Origin of the sequence: Pseudomonas sp. R19M (assembly GCF_050312585.1) — a bacterium.
In the GTDB taxonomy this organism is placed as follows: domain Bacteria; phylum Pseudomonadota; class Gammaproteobacteria; order Pseudomonadales; family Pseudomonadaceae; genus Aquipseudomonas; species Aquipseudomonas palleroniana.
In genome coordinates, this window is sequence record NZ_JBNPJV010000092.1 from 148,604 (window position 1) to 170,623 (window position 22,020).

26 protein-coding genes are annotated in these 22,020 nt (G+C 60.2%); 10 read left to right on the forward strand and 16 right to left on the reverse strand.

Annotated features, from left to right (window positions below; translation table 11 throughout):
- Positions 1–234: 234 nt before the first annotated feature.
- Both ACQRBT_RS22040 and ACQRBT_RS22045 read right to left on the reverse strand, forming a co-directional pair.
- Positions 235–528 carry a hypothetical protein gene (locus ACQRBT_RS22040; protein WP_081086954.1) on the reverse strand — a complete coding sequence of 98 codons (294 nt, stop codon included), beginning with the start codon at positions 526–528 and terminating at the stop codon, positions 235–237.
- A gap of 421 nt (positions 529–949) precedes the next feature.
- Positions 950–2,233, reverse strand: a complete 1,284-nt coding sequence (locus ACQRBT_RS22045; RefSeq protein WP_161547999.1) for an arsenic transporter — start codon at positions 2,231–2,233, stop codon at positions 950–952.
- 309 nt (positions 2,234–2,542) lie between these two features.
- Here ACQRBT_RS22045 and ACQRBT_RS22050 point away from each other — a divergent pair, with 309 nt between their 5' ends.
- The 4 genes from ACQRBT_RS22050 (at position 2,543) to ACQRBT_RS22065 (ending at position 4,359) form a co-directional block, all read left to right on the forward strand.
- Positions 2,543–2,758 carry a hypothetical protein gene (locus ACQRBT_RS22050; RefSeq protein WP_060752951.1) on the forward strand — a complete coding sequence of 72 codons (216 nt, stop codon included), beginning with the start codon at positions 2,543–2,545 and terminating at the stop codon, positions 2,756–2,758.
- Positions 2,759–2,829: 71 nt separating this feature from the next.
- A complete protein-coding gene (locus ACQRBT_RS22055) occupies positions 2,830–3,525 on the forward strand; it encodes an AzlC family ABC transporter permease (RefSeq protein ID WP_412046097.1) in 696 nt (231 codons plus the stop codon).
- Complete coding sequence (locus tag ACQRBT_RS22060; protein ID WP_060752953.1) at positions 3,522–3,833, forward strand: AzlD domain-containing protein; 312 nt, start codon at positions 3,522–3,524, stop codon at positions 3,831–3,833. Before ACQRBT_RS22055 ends, ACQRBT_RS22060 begins: the two co-directional genes overlap by 4 nt.
- A gap of 172 nt (positions 3,834–4,005) precedes the next feature.
- A complete protein-coding gene (locus ACQRBT_RS22065; protein WP_060752954.1) occupies positions 4,006–4,359 on the forward strand; it encodes a hypothetical protein in 354 nt (117 codons plus the stop codon).
- Positions 4,360–4,502: 143 nt separating this feature from the next.
- On the opposite strand, the gene ACQRBT_RS22070 is transcribed toward ACQRBT_RS22065, so the two are convergent.
- From ACQRBT_RS22070 to ACQRBT_RS22120, 11 genes are all read right to left on the reverse strand, one after another.
- On the reverse strand, positions 4,503–5,207 hold the full coding sequence (locus ACQRBT_RS22070; RefSeq protein WP_412046096.1) for a YoaK family protein: 705 nt from the start codon (positions 5,205–5,207) through the stop codon (positions 4,503–4,505).
- Positions 5,208–5,274: 67 nt separating this feature from the next.
- Complete coding sequence (locus tag ACQRBT_RS22075) at positions 5,275–6,909, reverse strand: ABC-F family ATP-binding cassette domain-containing protein (RefSeq protein WP_060752956.1); 1,635 nt, start codon at positions 6,907–6,909, stop codon at positions 5,275–5,277.
- Between the two features lie 124 nt (positions 6,910–7,033).
- Complete coding sequence (locus ACQRBT_RS22080) at positions 7,034–8,083, reverse strand: DNA topoisomerase IB (protein WP_060752957.1); 1,050 nt, start codon at positions 8,081–8,083, stop codon at positions 7,034–7,036.
- A gap of 89 nt (positions 8,084–8,172) precedes the next feature.
- A complete protein-coding gene (gene modC, locus ACQRBT_RS22085) occupies positions 8,173–9,252 on the reverse strand; it encodes a molybdenum ABC transporter ATP-binding protein (RefSeq protein ID WP_412046095.1) in 1,080 nt (359 codons plus the stop codon).
- A gap of 5 nt (positions 9,253–9,257) precedes the next feature.
- A complete protein-coding gene (gene modB, locus ACQRBT_RS22090; protein ID WP_090370951.1) occupies positions 9,258–9,938 on the reverse strand; it encodes a molybdate ABC transporter permease subunit in 681 nt (226 codons plus the stop codon).
- A 4-nt stretch (positions 9,939–9,942) separates the two neighbouring features.
- The gene (gene modA, locus ACQRBT_RS22095; RefSeq protein ID WP_060752960.1) at positions 9,943–10,695 is read right to left on the reverse strand and encodes a molybdate ABC transporter substrate-binding protein; all 753 of its coding nucleotides are present in this window, start codon (positions 10,693–10,695) and stop codon (positions 9,943–9,945) included.
- A 110-nt stretch (positions 10,696–10,805) separates the two neighbouring features.
- Complete coding sequence (locus ACQRBT_RS22100; protein ID WP_412046094.1) at positions 10,806–11,870, reverse strand: NAD(P)H-dependent flavin oxidoreductase; 1,065 nt, start codon at positions 11,868–11,870, stop codon at positions 10,806–10,808.
- Positions 11,871–11,941: 71 nt separating this feature from the next.
- Positions 11,942–13,024 (reverse strand): bifunctional DNA-binding transcriptional regulator/O6-methylguanine-DNA methyltransferase Ada, encoded by a 1,083-nt coding sequence (ada, locus tag ACQRBT_RS22105; RefSeq protein ID WP_104993860.1) that lies wholly within the window; start codon positions 13,022–13,024, stop codon positions 11,942–11,944.
- A gap of 75 nt (positions 13,025–13,099) precedes the next feature.
- Entirely contained in the window at positions 13,100–13,756 is a 657-nt protein-coding gene (gene alkB, locus ACQRBT_RS22110; RefSeq protein WP_060752963.1) for a DNA oxidative demethylase AlkB, read from the reverse strand.
- A gap of 3 nt (positions 13,757–13,759) precedes the next feature.
- Positions 13,760–13,927 carry a hypothetical protein gene (locus tag ACQRBT_RS22115; protein WP_199777914.1) on the reverse strand — a complete coding sequence of 56 codons (168 nt, stop codon included), beginning with the start codon at positions 13,925–13,927 and terminating at the stop codon, positions 13,760–13,762.
- Positions 13,928–13,952: 25 nt separating this feature from the next.
- Positions 13,953–14,255 (reverse strand): DUF1883 domain-containing protein, encoded by a 303-nt coding sequence (locus tag ACQRBT_RS22120; protein ID WP_003191319.1) that lies wholly within the window; start codon positions 14,253–14,255, stop codon positions 13,953–13,955.
- A gap of 212 nt (positions 14,256–14,467) precedes the next feature.
- Here ACQRBT_RS22120 and ACQRBT_RS22125 point away from each other — a divergent pair, with 212 nt between their 5' ends.
- The 4 genes from ACQRBT_RS22125 to ACQRBT_RS22140 all read left to right on the forward strand — a co-directional run bounded on the left by ACQRBT_RS22125 (position 14,468) and on the right by ACQRBT_RS22140 (position 17,672).
- On the forward strand, positions 14,468–14,818 hold the full coding sequence (locus tag ACQRBT_RS22125) for a hypothetical protein (protein ID WP_060752964.1): 351 nt from the start codon (positions 14,468–14,470) through the stop codon (positions 14,816–14,818).
- Positions 14,819–15,000: 182 nt separating this feature from the next.
- Positions 15,001–15,891: a hypothetical protein gene (locus ACQRBT_RS22130; protein ID WP_060752965.1), complete on the forward strand. Its 891-nt coding sequence runs from the start codon at positions 15,001–15,003 to the stop codon at positions 15,889–15,891.
- A gap of 3 nt (positions 15,892–15,894) precedes the next feature.
- Complete coding sequence (locus tag ACQRBT_RS22135; protein WP_244383435.1) at positions 15,895–17,301, forward strand: alginate export family protein; 1,407 nt, start codon at positions 15,895–15,897, stop codon at positions 17,299–17,301.
- 140 nt (positions 17,302–17,441) lie between these two features.
- Positions 17,442–17,672, forward strand: a complete 231-nt coding sequence (locus tag ACQRBT_RS22140) for a hypothetical protein (RefSeq protein WP_060752967.1) — start codon at positions 17,442–17,444, stop codon at positions 17,670–17,672.
- A gap of 9 nt (positions 17,673–17,681) precedes the next feature.
- Here the strand turns inward: ACQRBT_RS22140 and ACQRBT_RS22145 are convergent, their stop codons facing one another.
- Complete coding sequence (locus ACQRBT_RS22145) at positions 17,682–17,963, reverse strand: hypothetical protein (protein ID WP_060752968.1); 282 nt, start codon at positions 17,961–17,963, stop codon at positions 17,682–17,684.
- A 144-nt stretch (positions 17,964–18,107) separates the two neighbouring features.
- Positions 18,108–18,293 (reverse strand): hypothetical protein, encoded by a 186-nt coding sequence (locus ACQRBT_RS22150; protein WP_060752969.1) that lies wholly within the window; start codon positions 18,291–18,293, stop codon positions 18,108–18,110.
- A 306-nt stretch (positions 18,294–18,599) separates the two neighbouring features.
- On the opposite strand from ACQRBT_RS22150, the gene galU reads away from it, so the two are divergent.
- Positions 18,600–19,439 carry a UTP--glucose-1-phosphate uridylyltransferase GalU gene (gene galU, locus ACQRBT_RS22155; RefSeq protein ID WP_060752970.1) on the forward strand — a complete coding sequence of 280 codons (840 nt, stop codon included), beginning with the start codon at positions 18,600–18,602 and terminating at the stop codon, positions 19,437–19,439.
- Positions 19,440–19,544: 105 nt separating this feature from the next.
- The gene (gene gorA / locus ACQRBT_RS22160; protein ID WP_412046093.1) at positions 19,545–20,903 is read left to right on the forward strand and encodes a glutathione-disulfide reductase; all 1,359 of its coding nucleotides are present in this window, start codon (positions 19,545–19,547) and stop codon (positions 20,901–20,903) included.
- On the opposite strand, the gene ACQRBT_RS22165 is transcribed toward gorA, so the two are convergent.
- The gene (locus ACQRBT_RS22165; protein ID WP_412046092.1) at positions 20,904–21,911 is read right to left on the reverse strand and encodes a DNA-binding protein; all 1,008 of its coding nucleotides are present in this window, start codon (positions 21,909–21,911) and stop codon (positions 20,904–20,906) included.
- Positions 21,912–22,020 lie beyond the last annotated feature (109 nt).

The window sequence follows — 22,020 nt, forward strand, 5'->3', positions numbered from 1 at the left end:
GTCTGTACTCCTGTCGCCAATTCTCGACAAAACATACCCGGTACTTACCTGATTGCAGGCGAGCGAAAGCATGCCGAGCCGCGGACTTCGCGATCGGTTTAAATAAAGTGCTTAATAACTTCTACAAGGCCCGCTTAGTGCGCGTTAATTAATTAGCGCGCAGCGGGCTACTACTGGACTTGTTCATAAAGAACTCCAGAAGGTTAATCGGGAAAGTTGTGGTTTCCAGCAGGCTCAGGCTGTGCGAGCGCTCACATAGAGGCTAAGCATCAGGCTCGCTTGAACGAGGCTGGAAACGTTCCGTCTCTGCGGGTCTTGAGGGTCGGCGTGATCCCAGTGCTGAACCAGTTGGCCAGTGGTGGGGCAGACACGCCAGTGCGCCAGCATTGGAGCCGGGCGTACTTGGGGAGAGGTTGCGGCAAAGGGCGAGCGGGTAGGCGAAAAGCCCACGGGCATGCGGCATAGCTTGGCTCGCAGGGCCGAGGCCAGCGAGCGGATATCAGGCAAAACAAAGGGTTGAAGGGTCATAACACACCTCGGGACCGGACAAGCGACCGGCGAGGCAGTTACGGTGGAGCATCAAGCTCTAGCGCAGCTTACCGGACCGGGGAGGCGAGTCCTGTCATATTCTGGGTTTGGCGCCCGATGCCCGCAGAGGCGGTGCTCGGACAGCGACTAGATACTGTGTCCATTGGCTTCTTTTGTGAGGTTTAAAAAAGGCCCCCAATTGCGGGCAGGGGCAATCTACTCAGCCAGTTACAAAATGTCAACGCATGATTAATTAAATGATCCGGCGTTCAGAGTTCATTCAGACAAGAGGCAGGGGGAAGTTACGATATATATAACTTCCAAAAAACATGACAACACCGAGGCCAGCATGAAACCTGCAAAAAACGGCAGGGTCAGTCCATGCTCGCCAGGGCGCTGAAAAGTGTACGTGGCACCGCCTTCAGACACTCAGGCGCAGCGCGAGCGCGGCCAGGGTGATCAACAGCACCGGCAGGGTCAGTACGATCCCGACCCTGAAGTAGTAGCCCCAGGTAATGGTGATGCCTTTGCGCGCCAGGATATGCAGCCATAACAAGGTGGCCAGGCTGCCGATAGGCGTGATTTTCGGGCCCAGGTCGCTGCCGATCACGTTGGCGTAGATCATCGCGTCCTTGATCACGCCCACCGCATGGCTGGACTCGATGGACAGGGCACCGATCAGCACCGTCGGCAGGTTGTTCATGACCGATGACAGCAACGCGGTGAGCACGCCGGTGCCCATCGCCGCGCCCCACACCCCGTAGGTGGCGAAGGTGTCCAGCCAGGTGGCCAGGTAGGTCGTCAGGCCGGCGTTGCGCAGCCCGTAGACCACCAGGTACATGCCCAGGGAAAAGATCACGATCTGCCAGGGGGCTTCCTTGAGCACCTTGCGCGTGGAGATCTTGTGGCCTTTGGCCGCGATGACCAACAGCAGCACCGCGCACACCGCAGAAATCGCACTGATGGGAATACCCAGCGGCTCCAGGGCAAAGCAACCGATCAGCAAAATACCGAGTACCCACCAACCGGCGCGAAAGGTCGCACGGTCGTGAACGGCCCTGGCCGGGTCTTCCAGGTCGTCTGGGTTGTAGGCCTGTGGAATGTCGCGGCGGAAGAACCACAGCAGCACCGCCAGGGTGGCCGCGACGCTGACCAGGTTCACCGGCACCATGACGGCGGCGTATTGGTTGAAACCGATCTTGAAGTAATCCGCCGAGACGATGTTCACCAGGTTCGACACCACCAGCGGCAGGCTGGCCGTGTCCGCGATAAACCCGGCGCCCATGACGAAGGCGAGGGTCGCTGCCGGAGAGAAACGCAACGCCAGCAGCATCGACATCACAATGGGCGTGAGGATCAGTGCCGCGCCGTCATTGGCGAACAGTGCCGACACCAGCGCGCCGAGCAATACCATATAGGCAAACAACCGCCGCCCACGCCCTTGGCCCCAGCGCGCCACGTGCAGCGCGGTCCAGGCAAAGAAGCCGGCCTCGTCGAGCAACAGGCTGATGATGATCAGCGCCACAAACGTACCGGTGGCGTTCCAGATGATGTGCCACACCGCCGGGATGTCCGACAGGCTGATCACTCCGCAGGCCAGGGCCAGGATTGCCCCCAAGGTGGCGCTCCAGCCGACGCCCAGCCCTTTGGGCTGCCAGATGACCAGGATGATGGTGAAGAGAAAAATCGCAACGGCGACAAGCATGAATGAACGCTCCGATGGCTCGGCAACAGGTGCCGGCCGGTTATGGTGTTGGGCCTATTGTATCCAGACGCTACGCGTCGCTGCGCCAACCATGGCACTTTGTCATCCAAGGCATGGATCAGTTCGCGTGGGCAAAGTTCGTCTTTGTGTGGGAACAATTGCGCCGAAGGGTAGGCGCGTTGCGAGGTCAAACCCTGAAACCATTGACGTGGATCAAATCTACCGCAATCGACACACAAGTGATTGAAATTAAAATGAAACATGAATGTCCTAAAGTGCCTGCCCATTGCTGATGAAGGAAGATCCCGCGTGACCCGTGCCACTCGCAACCTGCGCAAGACCCTCGATTCCGTCGCGGACAATAACGAAACCGCGGCGTTTGACTTGATGCGTGCCGTCGAAAAAGTCGGCGATGAAGTGCTGCGCCAACGCCTGCTCAATACCATTCACCGGCTCAACCAGGACGCCTACGAGCTGCGCGAAGCGCGAGACTCGGTCGAACAGGTATCGGTAAAACTCGCCTGAGCAAGATCGTTCAAGACAGCCCCTGTATGACACTGGCATGCTTGTCGACCCTCTGTCGATGAGCCGTTTCCATGCCTGCCGCCTTACCTCATTACGCCTTCGCTCGCGGTGCAATCGCGGTTATTCCGTTATCCCTGGCCTGTGCGCCCTGGGGGCTGCTCGCCGGCTCCATGGCAATCGACGCGCAGTTCACGCCGCTGCAAGCCCAGGGTTTGTCCGCCATTGTCTTTGCCGGTGCCGCGCAACTGGTGGCGATCGGCATGGTCAAGAGTGGCGCGAGCCTGATATCCATCGTCCTGACCACGCTGCTGCTGACGTCCCAACATTTGCTGTACGGCATGCACATGCGCCCGACACTCTCGGCACTCAATACACGCTGGCGCGTCAGCCTGGGGTTTCTGTTGACCGACGAGTTCTTCGCCTTGGTCAACCACTATGACCGTGAAACATTCAACCGCTGGTATGCCCTGGGCGTCGGCCTGACGTTTTACATCGCCTGGAACCTGTTTACCCTGGCCGGCATCGTGCTCGGCAAAAGCATCCCCGGGCTTGATCAACTGGGGTTGGAATTTTCCATCGCGGCGACTTTCATTGCCTTGATCACCCCAGTGGTGCGCGACGTACCGACGGTGGTCTGCGTGGCGATCTCGCTGTTGTGCTCGGTAGGGTTGAGCTTTTTGCGCTGGGAGTCGGCGGTGGTGGTCTCGGGCTTGCTGGGCATGAGTGCAGGCTATGCGTGCAAGCGGCTGGGGGTAGGGCAGGCATGATCTACTTGATGATAGTCGCCATGGGCCTGGTGGTATTTTTCAACCGTTACCTGTTTATCGAGCCGCGTCTGCCGGTGCGCCTTAATCGCGGCGCCCGAGAGTTCCTCGGGTTTGCGGTGCCGGGCATGCTCACGGCGATTTGCGGGCCGATCATTTTTCTCGCCGATCACCGGCTCAACCTGAGCCCGACCAACCCTTATCTGCTCGCGGGTATCTGCGCGGTGGCGCTGATGTTCTGGACGCGCAGCGTGCTGATCACGGTGTTGCTGAGCATGGCGCTGTTCTATCTGTTTCGTTGGTACTTCTGAAGCGCAGGCGAAAAAATGCCCGCGGGAGGGCGGGCAGAAGGAAGACTTCTTAAAAATGAGCCAGGCAACTATAGATGGCGCATTGTGCTTTTACCGTGAAACAAAGTTCATGTGCGCGTCAGTTAAGCCTGCGGCGGTGGTACAGTCGCGGTTTTTCCATGGAGGCGATGGCATGCGTAAGGTAGTAATGGGCGTCATGATGGCGGCGGCGCTGTCCGGTTGCGCCGGCACGAAGATGAAAGAGGCGCGTGCAGGCCAGCCCTATAAAACCCTGGCTTCGGACAAGGCCCCGTTGGTAGTTGCCCAATGCGTGCAGTTCGGCTGGCAGGACGAGGCGGTGTTCGGCGTGGACGCCGGAGGCTTCAAGGAACCGTTGGAGTCAGATGGTTTCACGGTGTACACCACTGACGGTGCCTACTTTGTAGACGTGCGCGCCGCGGGTGCCGGCTCTACCGTCAAGTATTACGCAGCCGAAGACACGATGCCTGCCAAGCGTCGCCAGGCCGCCCTCGCGACCTGCCTGTAGTCCGTTGCTTTAGAATTATTCAGAAATGCCTGGCGCGACAGGCGCCGAGCATTGGCTTATTATTCATCCGCTCGCTCGACGTGATGGCTCTTTACCGGTACACGGATGTCGAGGCCTAAACGTCGGGCGGGCCTCTTTGCTCGTTATCGCGGCATGTAGCCCAGGTGCCAGCGCCGGGGAATCTTCAGCGATATCAAGCCCAGCAATGCGGCCAGGGCGGCACTGACCAACAGCGCCTTCAGCCCCCATTGATGCTCCAGCACCGCGCCGATCACCGCCCCCACGAACATGCCTGCCCACGGGATCAACTGTACCCGCCACCCGTTGCGTCGTTCGCCCAGCATCCAGCGTCCCAGCCCACGACCAAAGCGTGACAGTGCCCCCGTCACATAGGTCAGCCCGACGGGCAGGCCATTGACCTCTTCCACGGCTGCATTGAGCATGCCCATGGCGGTGATCGCTGCCAGCAAGGCAGGCAAGGTATCGGCGAAAGGCCATAAGCCGGCGGCGCTCAACAGCACGGCGATACACAACAGCAAGGGCAGGGCATGCCGACGGCCCAGGCGGCTGACCACTACACCCAAGGCGTTGCCGATGACGAACGTGGCGATCAACAACAGCAGGCGCCCGATCAGGCCCAGATCACCGGCGCCCATCGCCACGGCCAGGCGGGTGGTGTTGCCGCTCATGAATGACACGAAGTCCCCGCTGGCCATGAAGCCGATGGCATCGGTCATGCCGGCCAGCACCGAAAGGCTGGCCACCAGCAACAAGCCGACCCGGCCACGCCAGCGTTGGCGGTGGGCCAGCGCGGCATTGGCGTAGGGCGTGCGGGACGAAGGCAGCATGGAGCGGCTCCTCGATGAGATTATTCGGCCACTACCGTAAGAGGCTTTGCGGGTTGGCGCAATGACCTCAGACAGATTCCAGTCGCCAGCCCGCCGGATGCCAGTCCAACCGATGGGTCGGCCTGAGCGCCTGTACAAACGCCTCGTCATGCGACACCACCAACATGGCCCCGGTAAAGCCGCGCAGCGCCTGCTCAAAAGCGAGCACCGATTCCAGGTCCAGATGGTTGGTGGGCTCGTCCAGCAACAACAGTTGCGCCGGGATTTCGCGCCACAAGGCAATCGCCATTGCAGCTTTCAACCGCTCGCCGCCACTTAACTGGCCGGTAGGCTGGGTGACGCGCTGCGCATCCAGTTGCAGCAAGGCCAGGCGTGTGCGCAGTTCGGCTTCGGCCAGCGGCGTGTCGAGCAGGTTCAGCTGTTCGACGATGGAGCGTCGGTCGTCCAGTAGCGCCAGATGCTGGTCGATATACGCGTGGGTGACGTGCACGGCACATTCGCCGCCGACCGCCCGCCAGTGCCCCGCAAGCAGTTTGAGCAGGGTGGATTTGCCGCAACCGTTCGGCCCGCGTACCGCCACGCGCACAGGCCCCATCAGGTTCAATGTGACGTAGGTAGAAGACTGCTGCGCATCGAGCCACGGCAATTGGGCCTGTTCGAGCGTCACCACGTGTCGACCATTGGGCAGCCTTGAACCGGGCAGGGCGAGCAGAGTGGGCGTCTCGTCCACGACGCGTTCGTAGGCTTGGCGCACCTGCTGGTCGAGTTGGTGTTTATGCGCGTGGTGGGCGCTGCGTACGGTACTGACGATTTCCGTGGCGGCGCCTTTCCAGCGGGCCTTGGTGAACCGGTCAACGTTGGCGGTTTCTGCGTGTTTGCGCGCGCGGGCGGCATTGCGCTGCAGGCTGTCGTTATCCTTTTGCAGGCGCTTGCGTTCGCGGCTACGTTCAAGCCTGGCGTGCTCCAGGGCTGCAACCGCTGCGTGTTGTTCAGTGTCGCGTTGCTGGCGGTAAGCATCGTAGTTGCCGCCATAGACGCGCATGCCCAGCGGGGAAAGCTCGACGATGCGCCCCAAGGTGTTGAGCAACTGTCGATCATGGCTGACGACGACCAGGCCACCACGCCACTGGCCCAGGATGCGCAGCAGCCAGTCGCGGCCCAGGCTGTCGAGGTGGTTGGTGGGCTCATCCAATACCAGCAAATCCGGAGCGGCCAACAGCGCGCCGATCACTGCGACGCGGGCCAGTTGGCCGCCACTCAGTTGAGCGGCCGGCGTATCGAAGCCCAGCGCTTGCAAGCCCGCCCCATCCAGCGCCGCGCGCAGGCGTTCGGCCAGGTCCCAGCGCTCATCAATCCGCTCGAAGTCATCGGCGCGGGCCTCACCCGATGCCATACGCTCAAGCGCGGCCAAGCCTTCGGCGGTGCGGGTGACCTGGGCGATGCTTTCACCGGGTTGGACGCTCAGGCTCTGCGCGACATAGGCCACACGGGCATTGCCGTCGAGTGTGCCGGAGGAGGGCTGGAGCACACCGGCGATCAGCTTGGCGAGGACACTTTTGCCACGGCCATTACGCCCGACAATCCCGGTCGGCGTGTGATCGATGGACAGGTTGATAGCTTCCAGCAAGGTATCGCCATTGGCGAACTGGAAAGACAGGTGTTGCAGGGAAACGAGTACGGGCAGCCGGTTGACGTCAGTCATCAGCACCTCCAAAAAAATGTCGAACAGGCCAACAAGCGCGCCAGGCGGCTCGTTGCAGATACATTTTGGAAGGCTTAGTGGTTCACGTCGGCGGTCATCCCGTAAATCAGAAGGGGGGCAAAGGCTAACCTGCCTTGGCGTTCTTAGGCAAGTCGGCGGCCAATTGCTCAAGAAACATCGCCAGGGCGACCTCTTCCGCTTTCAGGCCCTGGCGCACCCGTGGCTTGGGCAGTTTGGACAGTTCGCCCAGGCTGAAATGCTCCAGTACCGCCGGGTGGATGTAGCACTTGCGGCACACCGCCGGCGTGTTGCCCAACTGCTTGGCCACACTCTTGACCATGGCCACCACATGCCGCTTGGCGTCGGATTCCGGCTGCCATTCCAGGTCACGCAGCACCGCCAACGCAAGGGCGGTGCCGGCCCAGGTGCGATAGTCCTTGGCGGTAAAGTCGGCGCCGGTGAGGCTGTGCAGGTAGGCGTTGACGTCGTGGGAACTGACGGTATGGCGCTCACCGTCTGCATCCAGATACTGAAACAGGTTTTGCCCCGGCAGCTCCATGCACCGCTTGACCACTGTGGCCAGGCGCTTGTCCCTGACACTGACTTGATGCTCGACACCGCTTTTGCCCCGGAACTGGAATTGGATTTCGCTGCCCTTGATGTCCACATGACGGTTACGCAGGGTAGTCAGCCCGTAGGACTTGTTGTCCCGCGCATACTGCGTATTGCCCACGCGGATCAGCGTGGCGTCCAGCAGCATGACCACGGTGGCCAGGACTTTTTCGCGGGTGAAGCCGGGCTCGGCGATCTGTGCCTCCAACTGTTTGCGCAGCTTGGGCAGAGCCTTGCCGAACTCTTGCAGCCGAGCGTATTTGTCACTGTCGCGCACTTCGCGCCAGCGGGGGTGATACCGGTATTGCTTGCGGCCACGGGCATCCCGCCCGGTTGCCTGCAAGTGACCACGCGGATCGGCGCAGATCCACACATCGGTATAGGCGGGCGGTACGGCGAGGGCGTTCAGGCGCTTGATTTCATCGGCATCGGTGATGCGCTTGCCCTGCACATCGAAATACTGGAACTTGCCCCGCAGCGTTTTACGGCGGATGCCGGGCTGGCTGTCGTCAACGTAATGCAGGTCGCGGGGTAGATCGGCGGGCAGCGCAGAGTCGGGCATGGTGCAGGTTCCTTGGCAACGGATCAGGCCGGTATGTCTGATTGACCGCGGCCCTGTGCGGTGGTGCCAAAAACTTGTGCGGAGGCCGCTCAGGCCAATACCGCCACCGCCTTGATCTGTGCCCACAGTGTCTGGCCAGGGTGCAGTTGCAGCTGGTCGCGGGAGAATCGCGTGATGCGCGCCAGCAAGGGCGTACCCCCGGCGTCCAGGCGCACCAGCACATGGGCGCTGTTATCCGCCCCAATCGTCTGGGTGACCGTCACGGGCAAGCGGTTGAGGATACTGCTGTGTTCTTCGGCTTGCAGGCTGAGGCTCACGTCCCGCGCCTGCACCTTGATACGCAGCTGTTTGCCCGGTGCCAGCGGTGCATGGGCGACGCGCATCGACAGCGCGCTGTCGGGAAGTTGCAGCGTGAGCAACTGGTAGTGCGCGTCATACGCGCTGACGGCGCCATTGATGACCACACCGGCGTCATCGCCCAGGGCCATGGGCAAATCGAGTCGTGCCAGGGTTTCACCGATAGGGCCGCTGGCCAGCGCCTTGCCGTCGCTGAGCAGCACGAGGTGGTCAGCCAACCGCGCGACCTCATCCTGGGCGTGGCTGACGTAGAGCAGCGGAATCTCCAACTCATCGTGCAGGCGTTCGAGGTACGGCAGGATTTCATTTTTGCGCTGGCTGTCCAGGGCTGCCAGCGGCTCATCCATCAATAACAATTGCGGGCTGGTCAGCAACGCACGGGCGATGCCGATGCGCTGGCGCTCGCCGCCGGACAAGTGCTGCGGGTGGCGGTCGAGCAGATGGCCGATACCCAGCAGTTCGGTGGCGTGGGCCATATCCACCCGGCGCAGCGCACGTGGGATGCGCTTGAGGCCGAACTCCAGGTTGGCGCGCACCGACAAATGCGGGAACAGGCTGGACTCCTGGAACACATAGCCGATGGCGCGTTTATGCGGTGGCACAAACACGCCCTTGCGGCTGTCCTGCCAGACCTCATCGTTGATCCGGATAAACCCGTCTGCGGCCCGTTCCAGCCCGGCGATGCAGCGCAAACAGGTGGTCTTGCCGGAACCGGAGTGCCCGTACAACGCCGTGACGCCACGGCCAGGCAGATGCAGGTCCACATCCAGGGCAAAAGCCGAATAAGCCAGTTGCAGGCGTACCTCCATCATCGCGATCAGCTCCAGCCCATCTTGGTTTTACGGCTGGAGTAGAGCGCCAGCAATACCAGGAATGCGAAGACCACCATGGCGCCGGCCAGCCAATGGGCCTGGGCGTATTCCATCGCTTCGACGTGGTCGTAGATCTGGACCGAAACCACGCGGGTTTTATCGGGGATATTGCCGCCGATCATCAACACCACGCCAAACTCACCGACGGTGTGGGCAAAACCGAGGATCGAGGCGGTGATAAACCCTGGGCGCGCCAGCGGCAGGATCACCGTGAAGAAGGTGTCCCAGGGGTTGGCCCGCAAGGTCGCGGCGACCTCGAGTGGGCGAGTGCCAATGGCGGAGAACGCGTTTTGCAACGGCTGCACCACGAATGGCATGGAGTAGATCACTGAGCCGAGCACCAGCCCGGCGAAGCTGAAGGTCAGGGTGCCCAGGCCCAGCCATTCGGTGAACTGGCCCACATAGCCGTTCGGGCCCAGGGCCAGCAGCAGGTAAAAACCGATCACCGTCGGCGGCAGCACCAACGGCAGCGCCACAACCGCACCAATGGGGCCGCGCCACCAGGATTGGGTGCGCGACAGCCATAGAGCGATCGGAGTGCCGATGATCAGCAGGATCACCGTGGTTAGCGACGCCAGTTTTAGGGTCAACCCGATAGCGGAAAAATCGGCACTCGACAGAGGCATGCAGTTAGAGCTCGTAACCGTAGGACTTGATCACCGCAGCCGCTTTCGCGCCTTTGAGGTATTCGACGAGGGCTTTGGCAGCGGCGCTGTCCTTGCCTTTGTTGAGAATCACCGCATCTTGTTTGATCGGGTCATGCAGGGAGGCCGGAACGATCCACGCCGAACCGCTGGTGACTTTGCCGTCTTTGTAGATCTGCGACAGCGCGACAAAACCCAGTTCGGCATTGCCGGTCGACACGAACTGGTAGGCCTGGGTGATGTTCTGGCCTTCGACGAGTTTGTCCTTGACCTTGTCGGTCAAGCCTTCCTTGGCCAGCACTTGGGTGGCGGCCAGGCCGTAGGGAGCGGTTTTCGGGTTGGCGATGGACAGGTGCTTGAACGCGTTCTGCTTCAGCACATCGCCGTTGGCGTCCACGTAGCCAGCTTTGGCCGACCACAGGGCCAGGGTGCCGACGGCGTAGGTGAAGCGTGAACCCTTGACGGTGTCGCCTTCGGTTTCGAGTTTTTGCGGGGTGGTATCGTCGGCGCTCAGGAACACCTCGAACGGCGCGCCGTTCTTGATCTGCGTGTAGAACTGGCCGGTGGCGCCATAGGCGGCGACCAGTTTGTGGCCGGTGTCTTTCTCGAAGTCGGCGGCGATCGCCTGGATCGGTGCAGTGAAGTTGGCGGCCACCGCCACTTGCACTTCGTCAGCGTGAGCGGTGCTGAACGCCATGGCGGCGACAAGGGGGGCCAGGCGAGAGGCGCGGATCATCATGAAGCAGCTCCTTGGGTAATACGGCGAGCCTCAGGTAGAAGGCGTTACCGCTATGTAGGGGAATATATAGCGGTTAGCCATCGCCGGTACAGTGCAAAGTCGCCTCGGGGTCAGCTCCTCTGGAGTCTGGCCAGCGCCTGCTCGGCCAATTCGCGTGTCAGCGCATAACTGGACATCTCTTTGCCCAGGCGCAATGCCTGGCCGGACCACAGGTTGCTGAAACCCGCTTCATCCTTGGCCTTGAGCGGCATCAAGGCGCCGCCGGCCCTGGGGAATGCCGGAGCCGCCGGGTTGATCGCCCCCAGCTCGCGCATCACCCGGTTGACGATGCCGCGCGCCGGGCGGCCGGTGAACAGGTTGGTCAGCGCCGTTTCACTGGCTTGGGCATTGCGCAGTGCATGGTGATGGGAGGCGCTGACGTTGGCTTCGGGGGTGAACAGGTATGCGGTGCCAATCTGCACCGCCGCAGCGCCAAGCGCGAACGCCGCCACGATACCGCGCGCATCACCAATGCCACCGGCGGCAATCACGGGCACCTTCACGGCGTCGACGATTTGCGGGACCAGGGCCATCAGGCCGATCTGGGTATTGAGGTCGTCACTGAGAAACAAACCGCGGTGCCCACCGGCTTCCACGCCCATGGCAATGATCGCATCGCAGCCATGTTGTTCCAGCCATACGGCTTCCTCTACCGTGGTGGCCGAAGAAAGCACCTTGGCACCGGTAGCTTTTACGCGGTCAAGCAAGGGCTTTTCCGGCAGGCCGAAGTGGAAGCTGACCACTTCCGGGCGGAACTCTTCGACCACTTCGCAGGCAGCCTCATTGAACGGGGAGCGATTGGACTCCGGGGTGGGGGCATCGAAGTCGGCGCCCAGCTCACGGTAATAAGGCTCCAGCAACGCCTTCCAGCGGCGGTCACGCGCCTCATCGGCCGCGGGTGGTTGATGGCAGAAGAAATTGACATTGATGGGCCGTACGCCGGCTTGGCGAAGCGTGGTCAAGGCTTCGCGCAATTGTTCCAGACTCAGCGCTGCAGCAGGCATCGAGCCCAGCGCGCCGGCCTGGCTGGCGGCGATCACCATTGCGGTGGTGGTACCCACGGCCATCGGGGCTTGAATGATGGGCACGTCGATGCCCAGCAGGTCGAGAATGCGCGTGTCTGGCCAGGTGCTCATTGGACGTGTCTCCAGCGTGAGTAAGACGTTGCGCTGTTTTAGCAGGGCCCTTGGCACTCGGCCAGTCTGTTTTATTCACTGGACGTCAGGGGTGTTTCATGAAGCGGACGCGCAGCGGTTTCCCGCTCCAGCAACTGCCGTTTGCGCTCCACGCCCCAACGGTATCCCGACAGCTCGCCGTTGCTGCGGACCACGCGATGGCAAGGGATTGCCACCGCGAGGCTGTTGGCGCCGCAGGCCTGGGCCACCGCACGAAAAGACTTGGGCGCGCCGATGCGTTCGGCAATCTGCGCGTAGCTGGCGGTAGCGCCCACCGGAATTTCGCGCAGCGCCTGCCATACCCGCTCCTGGAACGCAGTGCCGCGCAGGTCCAGCGGCAGATCCAGGCCCACGGCCGGCGCTTCGATGAAGCCCACGACTTGGGCGATCAATTGTTCGAACTCACGATCCGCGCCGACGAGTTCGGCCTTGGGGAACTGGTCCTGCAGATCACGCACCAGCTTGTCCGGATCGTCATCCAATAAAATGGCGCACACCCCTCGCTGGCTCTGCGCTACCAGCACGGCTCCGAGTGCACATTGGCCAACGGCAAAATGGATGGTGCTGTTGGTGCCTCCGGCTTTGAAGTCGCGCGGGGTCATGCCAAGCAGTTGGTCGGCCGCCTCATAGAAGCGGCTGCTGGAGTTGAAGCCGGCGTCGTACAAGGCATCGGTCACCGAGTGCTGGCCTTTCAAACCGTCGCGAACCTTGCGCGAGCGCAACGCGCTGACGTAGCCCTTGGGCGTCAGGCCGGTGGCCGCCTTGAACACGCGATGAAAATGGAATGAACTCAACCCGGCCTGGCTGGCGAGCGCTTCCAGGCTGGGGGGTGTTTCGGCCTGTTCGATTTGCCGGCATGCGGCGGCGACGAGTTGCCCATGGTGGGCGGCCAATTGGGTCTGGTCAGCGCAGGCGCGTTTGCTGGGGCGGTAGCCGGCGGCTTCGGCGAGGGCAGGGCTGTCGAAGAATTCGATATTCTCCGGGCGCGGCAGGCGCGAAGCACTGCTGGGGCGGCAGTACACCCCGGTGGTTTTCACGCCGTAGACAAACAGCGTGTCGGCCTTGGCGTCGCGGGCAACAATGGCCGCCCAGCGGGGGTCTTGTTCGTTGTTCATGACCTGCACTCTTGACGATTCACGGGCAGCTTAGCGGCGTAGATCGAGCTCGACACTCTCAAACTTGCGGTCAAATCAGCCGGCGGTGCGAAAGGTCAGGTTGATCCGCTGCGGGCCCATCACCGAGTGCACGCCCTCTTTGATCGGCATCACCCCATGAAAGCGCAAGCGATCGACGCCGCCCCAGACCACCACATCACCGTGGAACAGCGAGACTTTTTGGGGCTTGTCGCCGCGTTCATGGCCGCCGAACAGAAAAATCGCCGGCAGCCCCAGGGACACTGAAACGACGGGGGCGTTGTAACGACGCTCGTTCTTGTCCTGGTGCAAGGACATCTTGGCTCCGGGCACATATCGGTTGATCAGGCACGCGTCGGGTGCGAAGTCGGGGAAGCCGGCCTCCGTTGCTGCCAGGGTGGCCAGTTCGCGCAAGGCATCCGGCATCGCCGGCCACGGGGTTTGGCTGCGCGGGTCGACGGGGCTGTAGCGGTAGCCGCTGCTGTCGGTGGTCCAGCCCAGCTCACCACAACTGCTCAAGGCCGCCGACATGGTAAAGCCGCCGGGCGTTACCATTTTACGAAACGGCGACTGCGCCAATATCCGACGCAGCTCAGGCAGCAGACGCTCAACCCAGGGTAGGGCGTAGCCCCTGAGCACATAGGATTCTGCGCCAATTTGTTCGCGTCCCCTGGGTTGTTGCAGGGCGTCATCGGCGAACAAGTCGGCAGTCATGGCTTACAGCGCCTTGCTCACCGTGATGTCGGTGATGACATCGCCGGCATCATGGATTTTCGCCAGGGCTTGCTTGGCTTCTTCCACGTTGTTGCTGTGCAGTTGCGCGAACTCGAAGCGACGTTCGCCGTTGAGCTTGTACTTGATGACGTATTTGGTCGTGGTGGTCACAGCTTTTTCCTGTCGGTTATCCGGATCAGCTCAGTTTGGAGCTGGTACGACGAACGATGCGAATCTTGTGGGACAGCGCGGGTTTACGGGTCACGCTGATGGCGCGGCGCGTGACCACATCCAGGGTGATGTTCCAGAAGCCGGTGCTGGGCGCGGTGATTTTCGCCGGGAATTTGTCAAACGCACCGCCGTGGTAGGTGTGGCGGCCGCCATTCTTGAAGCTGCGAAAATTGGCGTCGCTCATCAGGCGGATATTGCAAGTCTGCGAGCATTCGATGACGACAATGTCTCCCTCGTTGAGGTGCTCGCGCTGATGAATGAATTTCATGGGGGTCTCCAGAAGGGCTTTTTCTGAAAAATCAGAATGATACGTAGGTTAAGATAGAGTTTATCAGCCCCAGCGCGTTTATTATCGGGCCGTCGTCGACGACTTCGACAATTTAAAACAGTTATTTACCGAGTTTTTAGGGATAAATCCTACTTTGGTGGGAGAAAATTCCTATATCCGCTGTCAGTAGGGTCTTTATCGGAGGTTTAAGTATGAAATGGAGTGTGTTGGTTTTGGCCCTGGCACTGGGTGGGTGTGCTTCGGTTGCGGATATCAAGCAGACCCCGCCCACCTTGGTCGTCATCTCAGGGAAAAAACCACCGGAATATGCTGCCTGTGTCGTGCGTAAACTCGCAGCCACCCGCCGGCCGCCGCAGATTGAACCGCACAAGGATGGCGTGCAGGTCATTGTGCCGCAGAAATTCTCCTCGGATCCTTCGGCGATCTTCGAGATTGAAGAGCGTTCCAGCGGCAGCAGCATCAAGCTTTATGAAAGCATGTCCAATGTGCCGATCCGCCCAGGCGATATCAAGAAAGCCGGGGAGGATTGCATTTCCGGCTGAGCCGCCGCTTGCTCAAACACTTGAACCCGATAAGAAAAGCCTGGTGCTGCTGTTGCTGCACCAGGCTTTTTTTTGCAGATGAATAAATTTTCATACTACTGCGCACATACGTCCTATCGACGATTGCGGTCGCTTCTTACGCTTGCTGGCGCTGAACCTCCTAAATCGTCAAGGGCATCTTTATGACTCCTTCATTCAAGCAACTTCTTCTGCCGGTCGTCCTCGGGATGGCGGTATCCCTTTCCGCTCAGGCTTCCACCGGCCCTGCGGTCGGAGCCCAGTACGACACCAGCCATGTCTATGTAGCGCCGGGCGATGTGGATCGTTTTGTGAAAAGCTTTGTGGCCACCTTCGGCGGCCAAAGCACCCCGCAGGTCGTGGTAAACGTGCTGCCCGTCCCAAGCAGTACGACTTCACAACTGGTGCAGACACCCGTCGGCACCGTGTCGCTGTTTGGTTTCACCACGCCGGTTCCTTACCCCTTTGGCGCCGAGCGTAACGGCTATCTCGTCAAGGATATGGATGTCGCTCTCGCCGAAGCAAAGAAACACGGCGCGGACGTGATCGTGCACGACTTTCCCGATCCGATCGGTCGCGACGCCGTGGTGCAATGGCCCGGTGGCGTGACGATGCAGCTTTACTGGCATAGCAAGGCACCCAATTACGCTGCGTTTCAGAGCATTCCTGAAAACCGGGTATATCTCTCCGAGCAACGCGCCGATGCCTTTATCAAAAGTTTCACGGGTTTCTCTCATGGCAAAGTCGTGGCGGATGAAAAACATCTCGACGGTGCGGTGGTCGGGGAGCCCGGCAAGACGATCCGCCGCGTAAAGCTTGAATCCGATTTCGGCAAGATGGTGATGTTCGTCACCGACGGGCACCTGCCTTACCCGTACGGCCGTGAAACGACCGGTTATGAGGTGAAGGATCTGGCGGCCACGCTCGCGAAGGCCAAGGACTCCGGTGCCCAACTGTTGATAGAACCCAAGGCGGAGCCTGATCGCCAATCCGCCGTGGTGGAGTTCCCCGGTGGTTACGTTGCTGAAATACACCAGTCGCTCGCGAAGAAGTAACGTATGAACAGCCGTCCTTCGCATAGCGTGTATGCCTGGGTTCTGGCCGTGCTGTGGCCGCTGGGGGTTTCCAGCGGCTACGGCGCCGAGCCGCCTGAACGTCCTGTGCTTAAAACCAACCGTTGGCAGGAGGACTGGTCGGTCCTTCAAAACCCTGCGTTGAGAACTGAGCCGTTAGACGGCCTCAAATACCTGTCGCTGTCGGATACGGACCCGCAGCGTTATTTATCGTTCGGCTTGACGCTGCGGGAGCGGTTTGAACTCAATGACGCCAATGGCTTTGGTATCGGTAACCGCAAGCGTGACTCGTGGTTGATTCAGCGACTGCAGGTGCATGCCGATTTGCATTTGAACGAACATTGGCGTGTGTTTACCGAGTTGGAAGATGCCCGCGCCTTCGATAAGACAACCATCGGCGGGGCAGACCAGAACCGTCTGGATATGCGCTTGGCCTTTGTCGAGTACGTTGACAAGACGCCTGATCACACCTTCAAGGCGCGGGTGGGGCGGCAGGATTTTGCCTTTGACTTGCAGCGCTTTATTTCTTCGCGTGACGGTCCGAACGTCCGGCAGTCGTTTGATGCCGTATGGGCCGACTGGGAGACAAGCGACTGGCGCTTCATTGGCCTGGCCAGCCACCCCGTCCAGTACCTGGATGGCCGCCACTTCGATGACAAGTCCAACGCCGATGTGGCGTTTCATATGCTCCGGGTTGAGCGCCAGCTCGACAACAAGAATGAGCTTTCGGCCTACTACGGGTTGTACGAACAACGCCAGGCAAGTTATCTCGACGCGCAAGGTGACGAGACCCGGCACCTGTTCGATGCCCGCACCGCCGGTACCGAAGGGGCGTACGACTGGGACGTGGAAGCGATGGTTCAAACGGGTACGGTCGGTTCCAAGGACATCCGTGCCTGGGGCGGCGGTAGCCGTTTCGGGTATACCTTGCAGTCTGTGCCCTGGACGCCACGGCTCGGGCTGCAGTTCGATGCCGCTTCCGGTGACCGTCACGCCGGCGATGGCACCCTCGGCACGTTCAATCCTCTGTTCCCGAATGGCTACTACTTCTCGCTGGCCGGTTACACCGGCTATAGCAACCTTATCCACGTCAAGCCGTCTGTAACGATACGGCCGATTTCCGACCTGTCTATCCAGACGGCTGTGGGCATGCTCTGGCGCCAAACGACTGAGGATGCGGTGTACACCCAACCGAATCTGCCGGTAGCTGGAACGGCGGGGCGCGGTGGGCGCTGGACGGGTTACTACGACCAAGTGCGTATGGACTATGCATTCAATCGCAACCTGTCGGGTGCAGTTGAGGCGGTTCATTATGTAGTGGGCGATACGTTGCGCAATGCGGGAGGTGACGACAGCAACTACTTGGGCGTGGAGCTCAAATTCATGTGGTAGCCACACACTTTCCGGCAGTGTCGAACGCGGCAGGCGTGCTGATCGGGCAGGGCATCCGTTAAACTGGCGGGCAATCAACGCAAGAATGCCGCTCAAGCCCTTGGGCCTGCGCGGCATTTGTCTTTTTTGGAAAGCCTGTCATGAAGCGTGAACACGTCAAGGCCCGCTACGCCGAGGGCCAGATTTCGGCTACCCACGTCATCCAGAACCCTGCCGACCTGGGTGAGTGGATTGTGTTCTTCAAGAAAAGCGGGGGGCGCAGTTACTTCCTGGTCGACGAACAGGATGAAGTCGAGTCATTCCCGCGACTGGATGACCTGATCGAGATATTGCGCGGTTTGGGCATCAAGTTCGCCGAAGTTCACCTGTAGTCGCGCCGCTTATTTGCACACGACCACGACGCTGCGGCTTTTGAAGTTGCCCACGTCTTTGCCCAGGGTCTTGTCGCTTTCGTTCAAGGAAGGCGTGCCTTCGGTGCCGACGATGCGGTAACCGGTGCCTGCGCAGGAGGCGTCCGCTTTCTCGTAGCAACTGGCCCAGGAGTTGGCCTCGCCCGAACAATCGATGGTCAAGCCTTGTTCGCCGTTTTTCAGGTAGGTATCGGAGGTGGTCGTACAGCCGGCCAGCGCCAGTACCGCAATCAGTGCCAGGAATTTGTTCATAGTGGGGTCGTCGTCGAGGGTGTTGGAGGAGCGCTGACACTGTCGTGGGGCGTTGGCAGCAGATTATAGCTAACTGCCACCTAGGTACAGACAAACACAAAAAAAGCCCCGTTCAACGGGGCTTTGTGTGCAAGTAGGCGAGGCTTACTTGCCCTTCGGCTTTTTGCTCGACGCGTGACCGGCCTCATCCACAAACACTTCGGCAACCTGGATCGCTTCGCGCTCGGTCGCAAATGTACCGGCGACGCTGTCGCCATGGAAGTTGATCAGGTGCCAGCCGTCTGCTCGCTGGGTGATCAGATAGCCGTTAACGCCTTTTGGTTCTGACATCTATGTCTCTCGTATTCGGGTTCAAGGGCGCCATCATAGCGCCAAATGCTGCCGTCCAGCGCAAGTTGTTGCAGGTCAGTGCCCAGTGCCGAAAAGCGTGCTAAAAAGGTTGCAGCGCCTCGAAAAGTGGGCGCGTTGGCTGTTTTAGTGTGCTGTTGGTGAGGCTCTTCGTAGGATTAGCGGAACTTACGTCGACATTTTTTCTCTTAGATGACATCGCAACGCCAGCAGGACCCATTGTAAGGTGGCTGCGGCCTGATTAGACTGCGCCGAATTCCGTACGCATAGCCCTTTGTAAGGACTCATATGATCAAGAAATGCTTGTTCCCAGCAGCCGGTTACGGCACTCGCTTCCTGCCAGCGACCAAAGCCATGCCCAAAGAGATGCTGCCGGTGGTGAACAAGCCACTGATTCAGTACGGCGTGGAAGAAGCACTGGATGCCGGCCTGAACGAAATCTCCATCGTGACCGGTCGTGGCAAGCGCGCGCTGGAAGACCACTTCGACATCAGCTACGAGCTGGAAAACCAGATCAAGGGCACCGACAAGGAAAAATACCTGGTTGGTATCCGTAAACTGCTCGACGAGTGCTCGTTCTCCTACACCCGTCAGACCCAGATGAAAGGCTTGGGTCACGCCATCCTGACCGGTCGCCCACTGATTGGTGACGAACCTTTCGCCGTGGTACTGGCGGATGACCTGTGTGTGAACCTGGAAGGCGACGGCGTACTGACCCAGATGGTCAAGCTGTACCAGAAGTACCGTTGCACCATCGTTGCGGTCATGGAAGTGGATCCGGATCAAACCAACAAGTACGGCGTCATCGCCGGCGACGACATCGGTGATGGCCTGATCCGCGTACGTGACATGGTTGAAAAACCAGCACCGGAAGATGCTCCGTCGAACCTGGCGATTATCGGTCGTTATATCCTGACTCCGGATATCTTCAAGCTGATCGAAGAAACCGAGCCGGGCAAGGGTGGTGAGATCCAGATCACCGACGCCCTGTTGAAGCAAGCCAAAGACGGTTGCGTCATTGCCTACAAATTCAAAGGCCAGCGTTTTGACTGCGGTGGTGCCGAGGGTTATATCGAAGCAACCAACTTCTGCTACGAGCACTTCTACAAAACCGGCAAGGCTTACTGATTCACGCAAGCCCGCCCGTTTAAAGAGAAAGCCACCTTCGGGTGGCTTTTTCGTTTTTCAGCCCCATGTAAGTCGGTATGCTGATGTCCTGCCGAGGAGAGTGAAATGGCCTACGATTTTGACCTGTATGTAATTGGCGCCGGTTCCGGTGGCGTCCGCGCAGCACGTTTTGCTGCGGGTTTTGGCGCCAAGGTGGCCGTCGCGGAAAGTCGCTACCTGGGCGGTACCTGCGTGAATGTCGGCTGTGTGCCGAAAAAGCTGCTGGTATACGGCGCGCATTTCGCCGAAGACTTTGAGCAGGCCAGTGGTTTCGGCTGGTCGCTGGGTGAAGCGAATTTTGACTGGGCGACCTTGATCGCCAACAAGGATCGTGAGATCAACCGCCTCAATGGTATCTACCGCAACCTGCTGGTCAACAGCGGCGTGACCTTGCATGAAGGGCATGCGCGCCTGGTGGACCCGCATCAGGTGGAGATCAATGGTGAGCGTTTCACCGCCAAGCATATTCTGATTGCCACGGGCGGCTGGCCGCAGATTCCGGACATTCCCGGGCGCGAACACGCCATCGGCTCCAATGAAGCCTTTTTCCTCAAAGAGCTGCCCAAGCGCGTGCTGGTTGTGGGCGGGGGGTATATCGCGGTTGAGTTCGCCGGCATTTTCCATGGCCTGGGCGCGCAGACCACGCTGCTGTACCGCGGCGACCTGTTCTTGCGTGGGTTTGATGGCGCGGTGCGCAAGCACCTGCAGGAAGAACTGACCAAGCGCGGCCTGGACCTGCAATTCAATGCCGATATCGAGCGTATCGACAAGCAAGCCGATGGCAGCCTCAAGGCCACGCTGAAAGATGGTCGCGTGTTGGAAGCCGATTGCGTGTTCTACGCCACCGGCCGCCGGCCGATGCTGGACAACCTGGGGCTGGAAAATACCGGCGTCCGCTTGGATGAGCGGGGTTTCGTCGAGGTGGATGAGCTGTACCAGACCGCCGAGCCTTCGATCCTGGCTATCGGCGATGTGATTGGTCGCGTGCAATTAACTCCGGTTGCCCTGGCCGAAGGCATGGCGGTGGCACGTCGACTGTTCAAGCCGGAGCAGTACCGTGCGGTGGATTACGCGATGATCCCGACCGCGGTGTTCAGCCTGCCGAATATCGGCACCGTCGGCCTGACCGAAGAAGAGGCGAAGAAGAACGGCCACAAGGTGCACATCTTCGAAAGCCGCTTCCGGCCAATGAAATTGACGCTGACCGATTGCCAGGAGAAAACCCTGATGAAGCTGGTCGTCGACGCCGACACCGACAAAGTCCTGGGCTGCCATATGGTGGGGCCGGACGCCGGCGAGATCGTCCAGGGCCTGGCGATTGCGCTCAAGGCGGGCGCGACCAAACGGCATTTCGACGAGACCATCGGCGTGCACCCCACGGCGGCGGAAGAGTTCGTCACCATGCGCACGCCTGTGGCGGATTGATCAGGCGTCGGGCGTTGCTTCGGGTGCCGCCGCAAGGGTGGCCGCCAACTGCAACGCCTCGATGCTGGCCTGGGCCTTGAGCAGGTCCAGTTCCAGGGTTTTTTGCGCGTGCTGACATTCACTGAGCGCCTGCTGGCGTGACTGGCTTTCCAGCAACGCAACCCGCAAGCGCTCTTGCAGCAGGGTGCGTTCGCTTTCGATCAGGCTGAGCTGTTCGCTCAGCTTGAGTTGCTGGGCCTGCTCCTGGCGGTTTTGCTCCTGCTGGGCGGCCAGCTCCTTCATCGTGACCCTGTGCTCGATCAGTAGCCGTTCATTGTCGCGATGCAGTTGAGTGATTTCATCCTGGCGCACCAGGGCGCTTTGCTGGGCCTGACGCAGTTCTGCCTGGAGTTGTTGCAGTTGGCCTTCATGGCGCCGCTGTTCCTGCTCACGCTGTTCCTTGACTGCGTTGCGGTAGTGCTCAAGGGCATCCCGGGCATGCAGGTGCTTGTCTTCCAATGAGCGAATCTGCTCGTCTTTGTCGTTGAGCCTCAATTCGTAGTCGTTGCACGCCTGGCTGAGGCCCGCATTGCGGGTTTGTTCGGTCTGCAGGCTGGTGCTGGCGGTTTGCAGGGCGGCGCTTTCTTCGGCCAGGGCGGCACCCTGGATATCGAATTGTTGTTGGAGCTGGCTGTGCGCTTGCTCAAGGGTTTCCAGCTGGGTGAGCAGGGCAGCTTTGTGCTGTTCGAATTGCGCCTGTGCCAGGTCGATGGGCTCCTGGGCTTTCTCTTTAAGGCGTTGCGCCAGGCGTGCGACCAGTTCGCTCAGTTCATCATCCAGAGGGGCTTGGGTAATGGCCAGGCGGTTTTCGCTTTCATCCAGCTCTTTCAGATAGCGATGAATCGTGGTTTTCGAGCCGGTATTGCCCATCTCGATGCGTACCGCATCAATGCTGGGGTTTTCGCCGCGGGCCAGGATGGCCAAGCGTGCCGTCTGCACAACTGCTTTGTTTATGCCGCCGCGAGCCATGGAGTCTCCGTCGATTTGATAATGTGGTACATGGTATGTATTTACGTACTATATCACGAACAAAGGGTTGTTTAAATTCACGATTCAACAGATGGGATATTGGCGTATT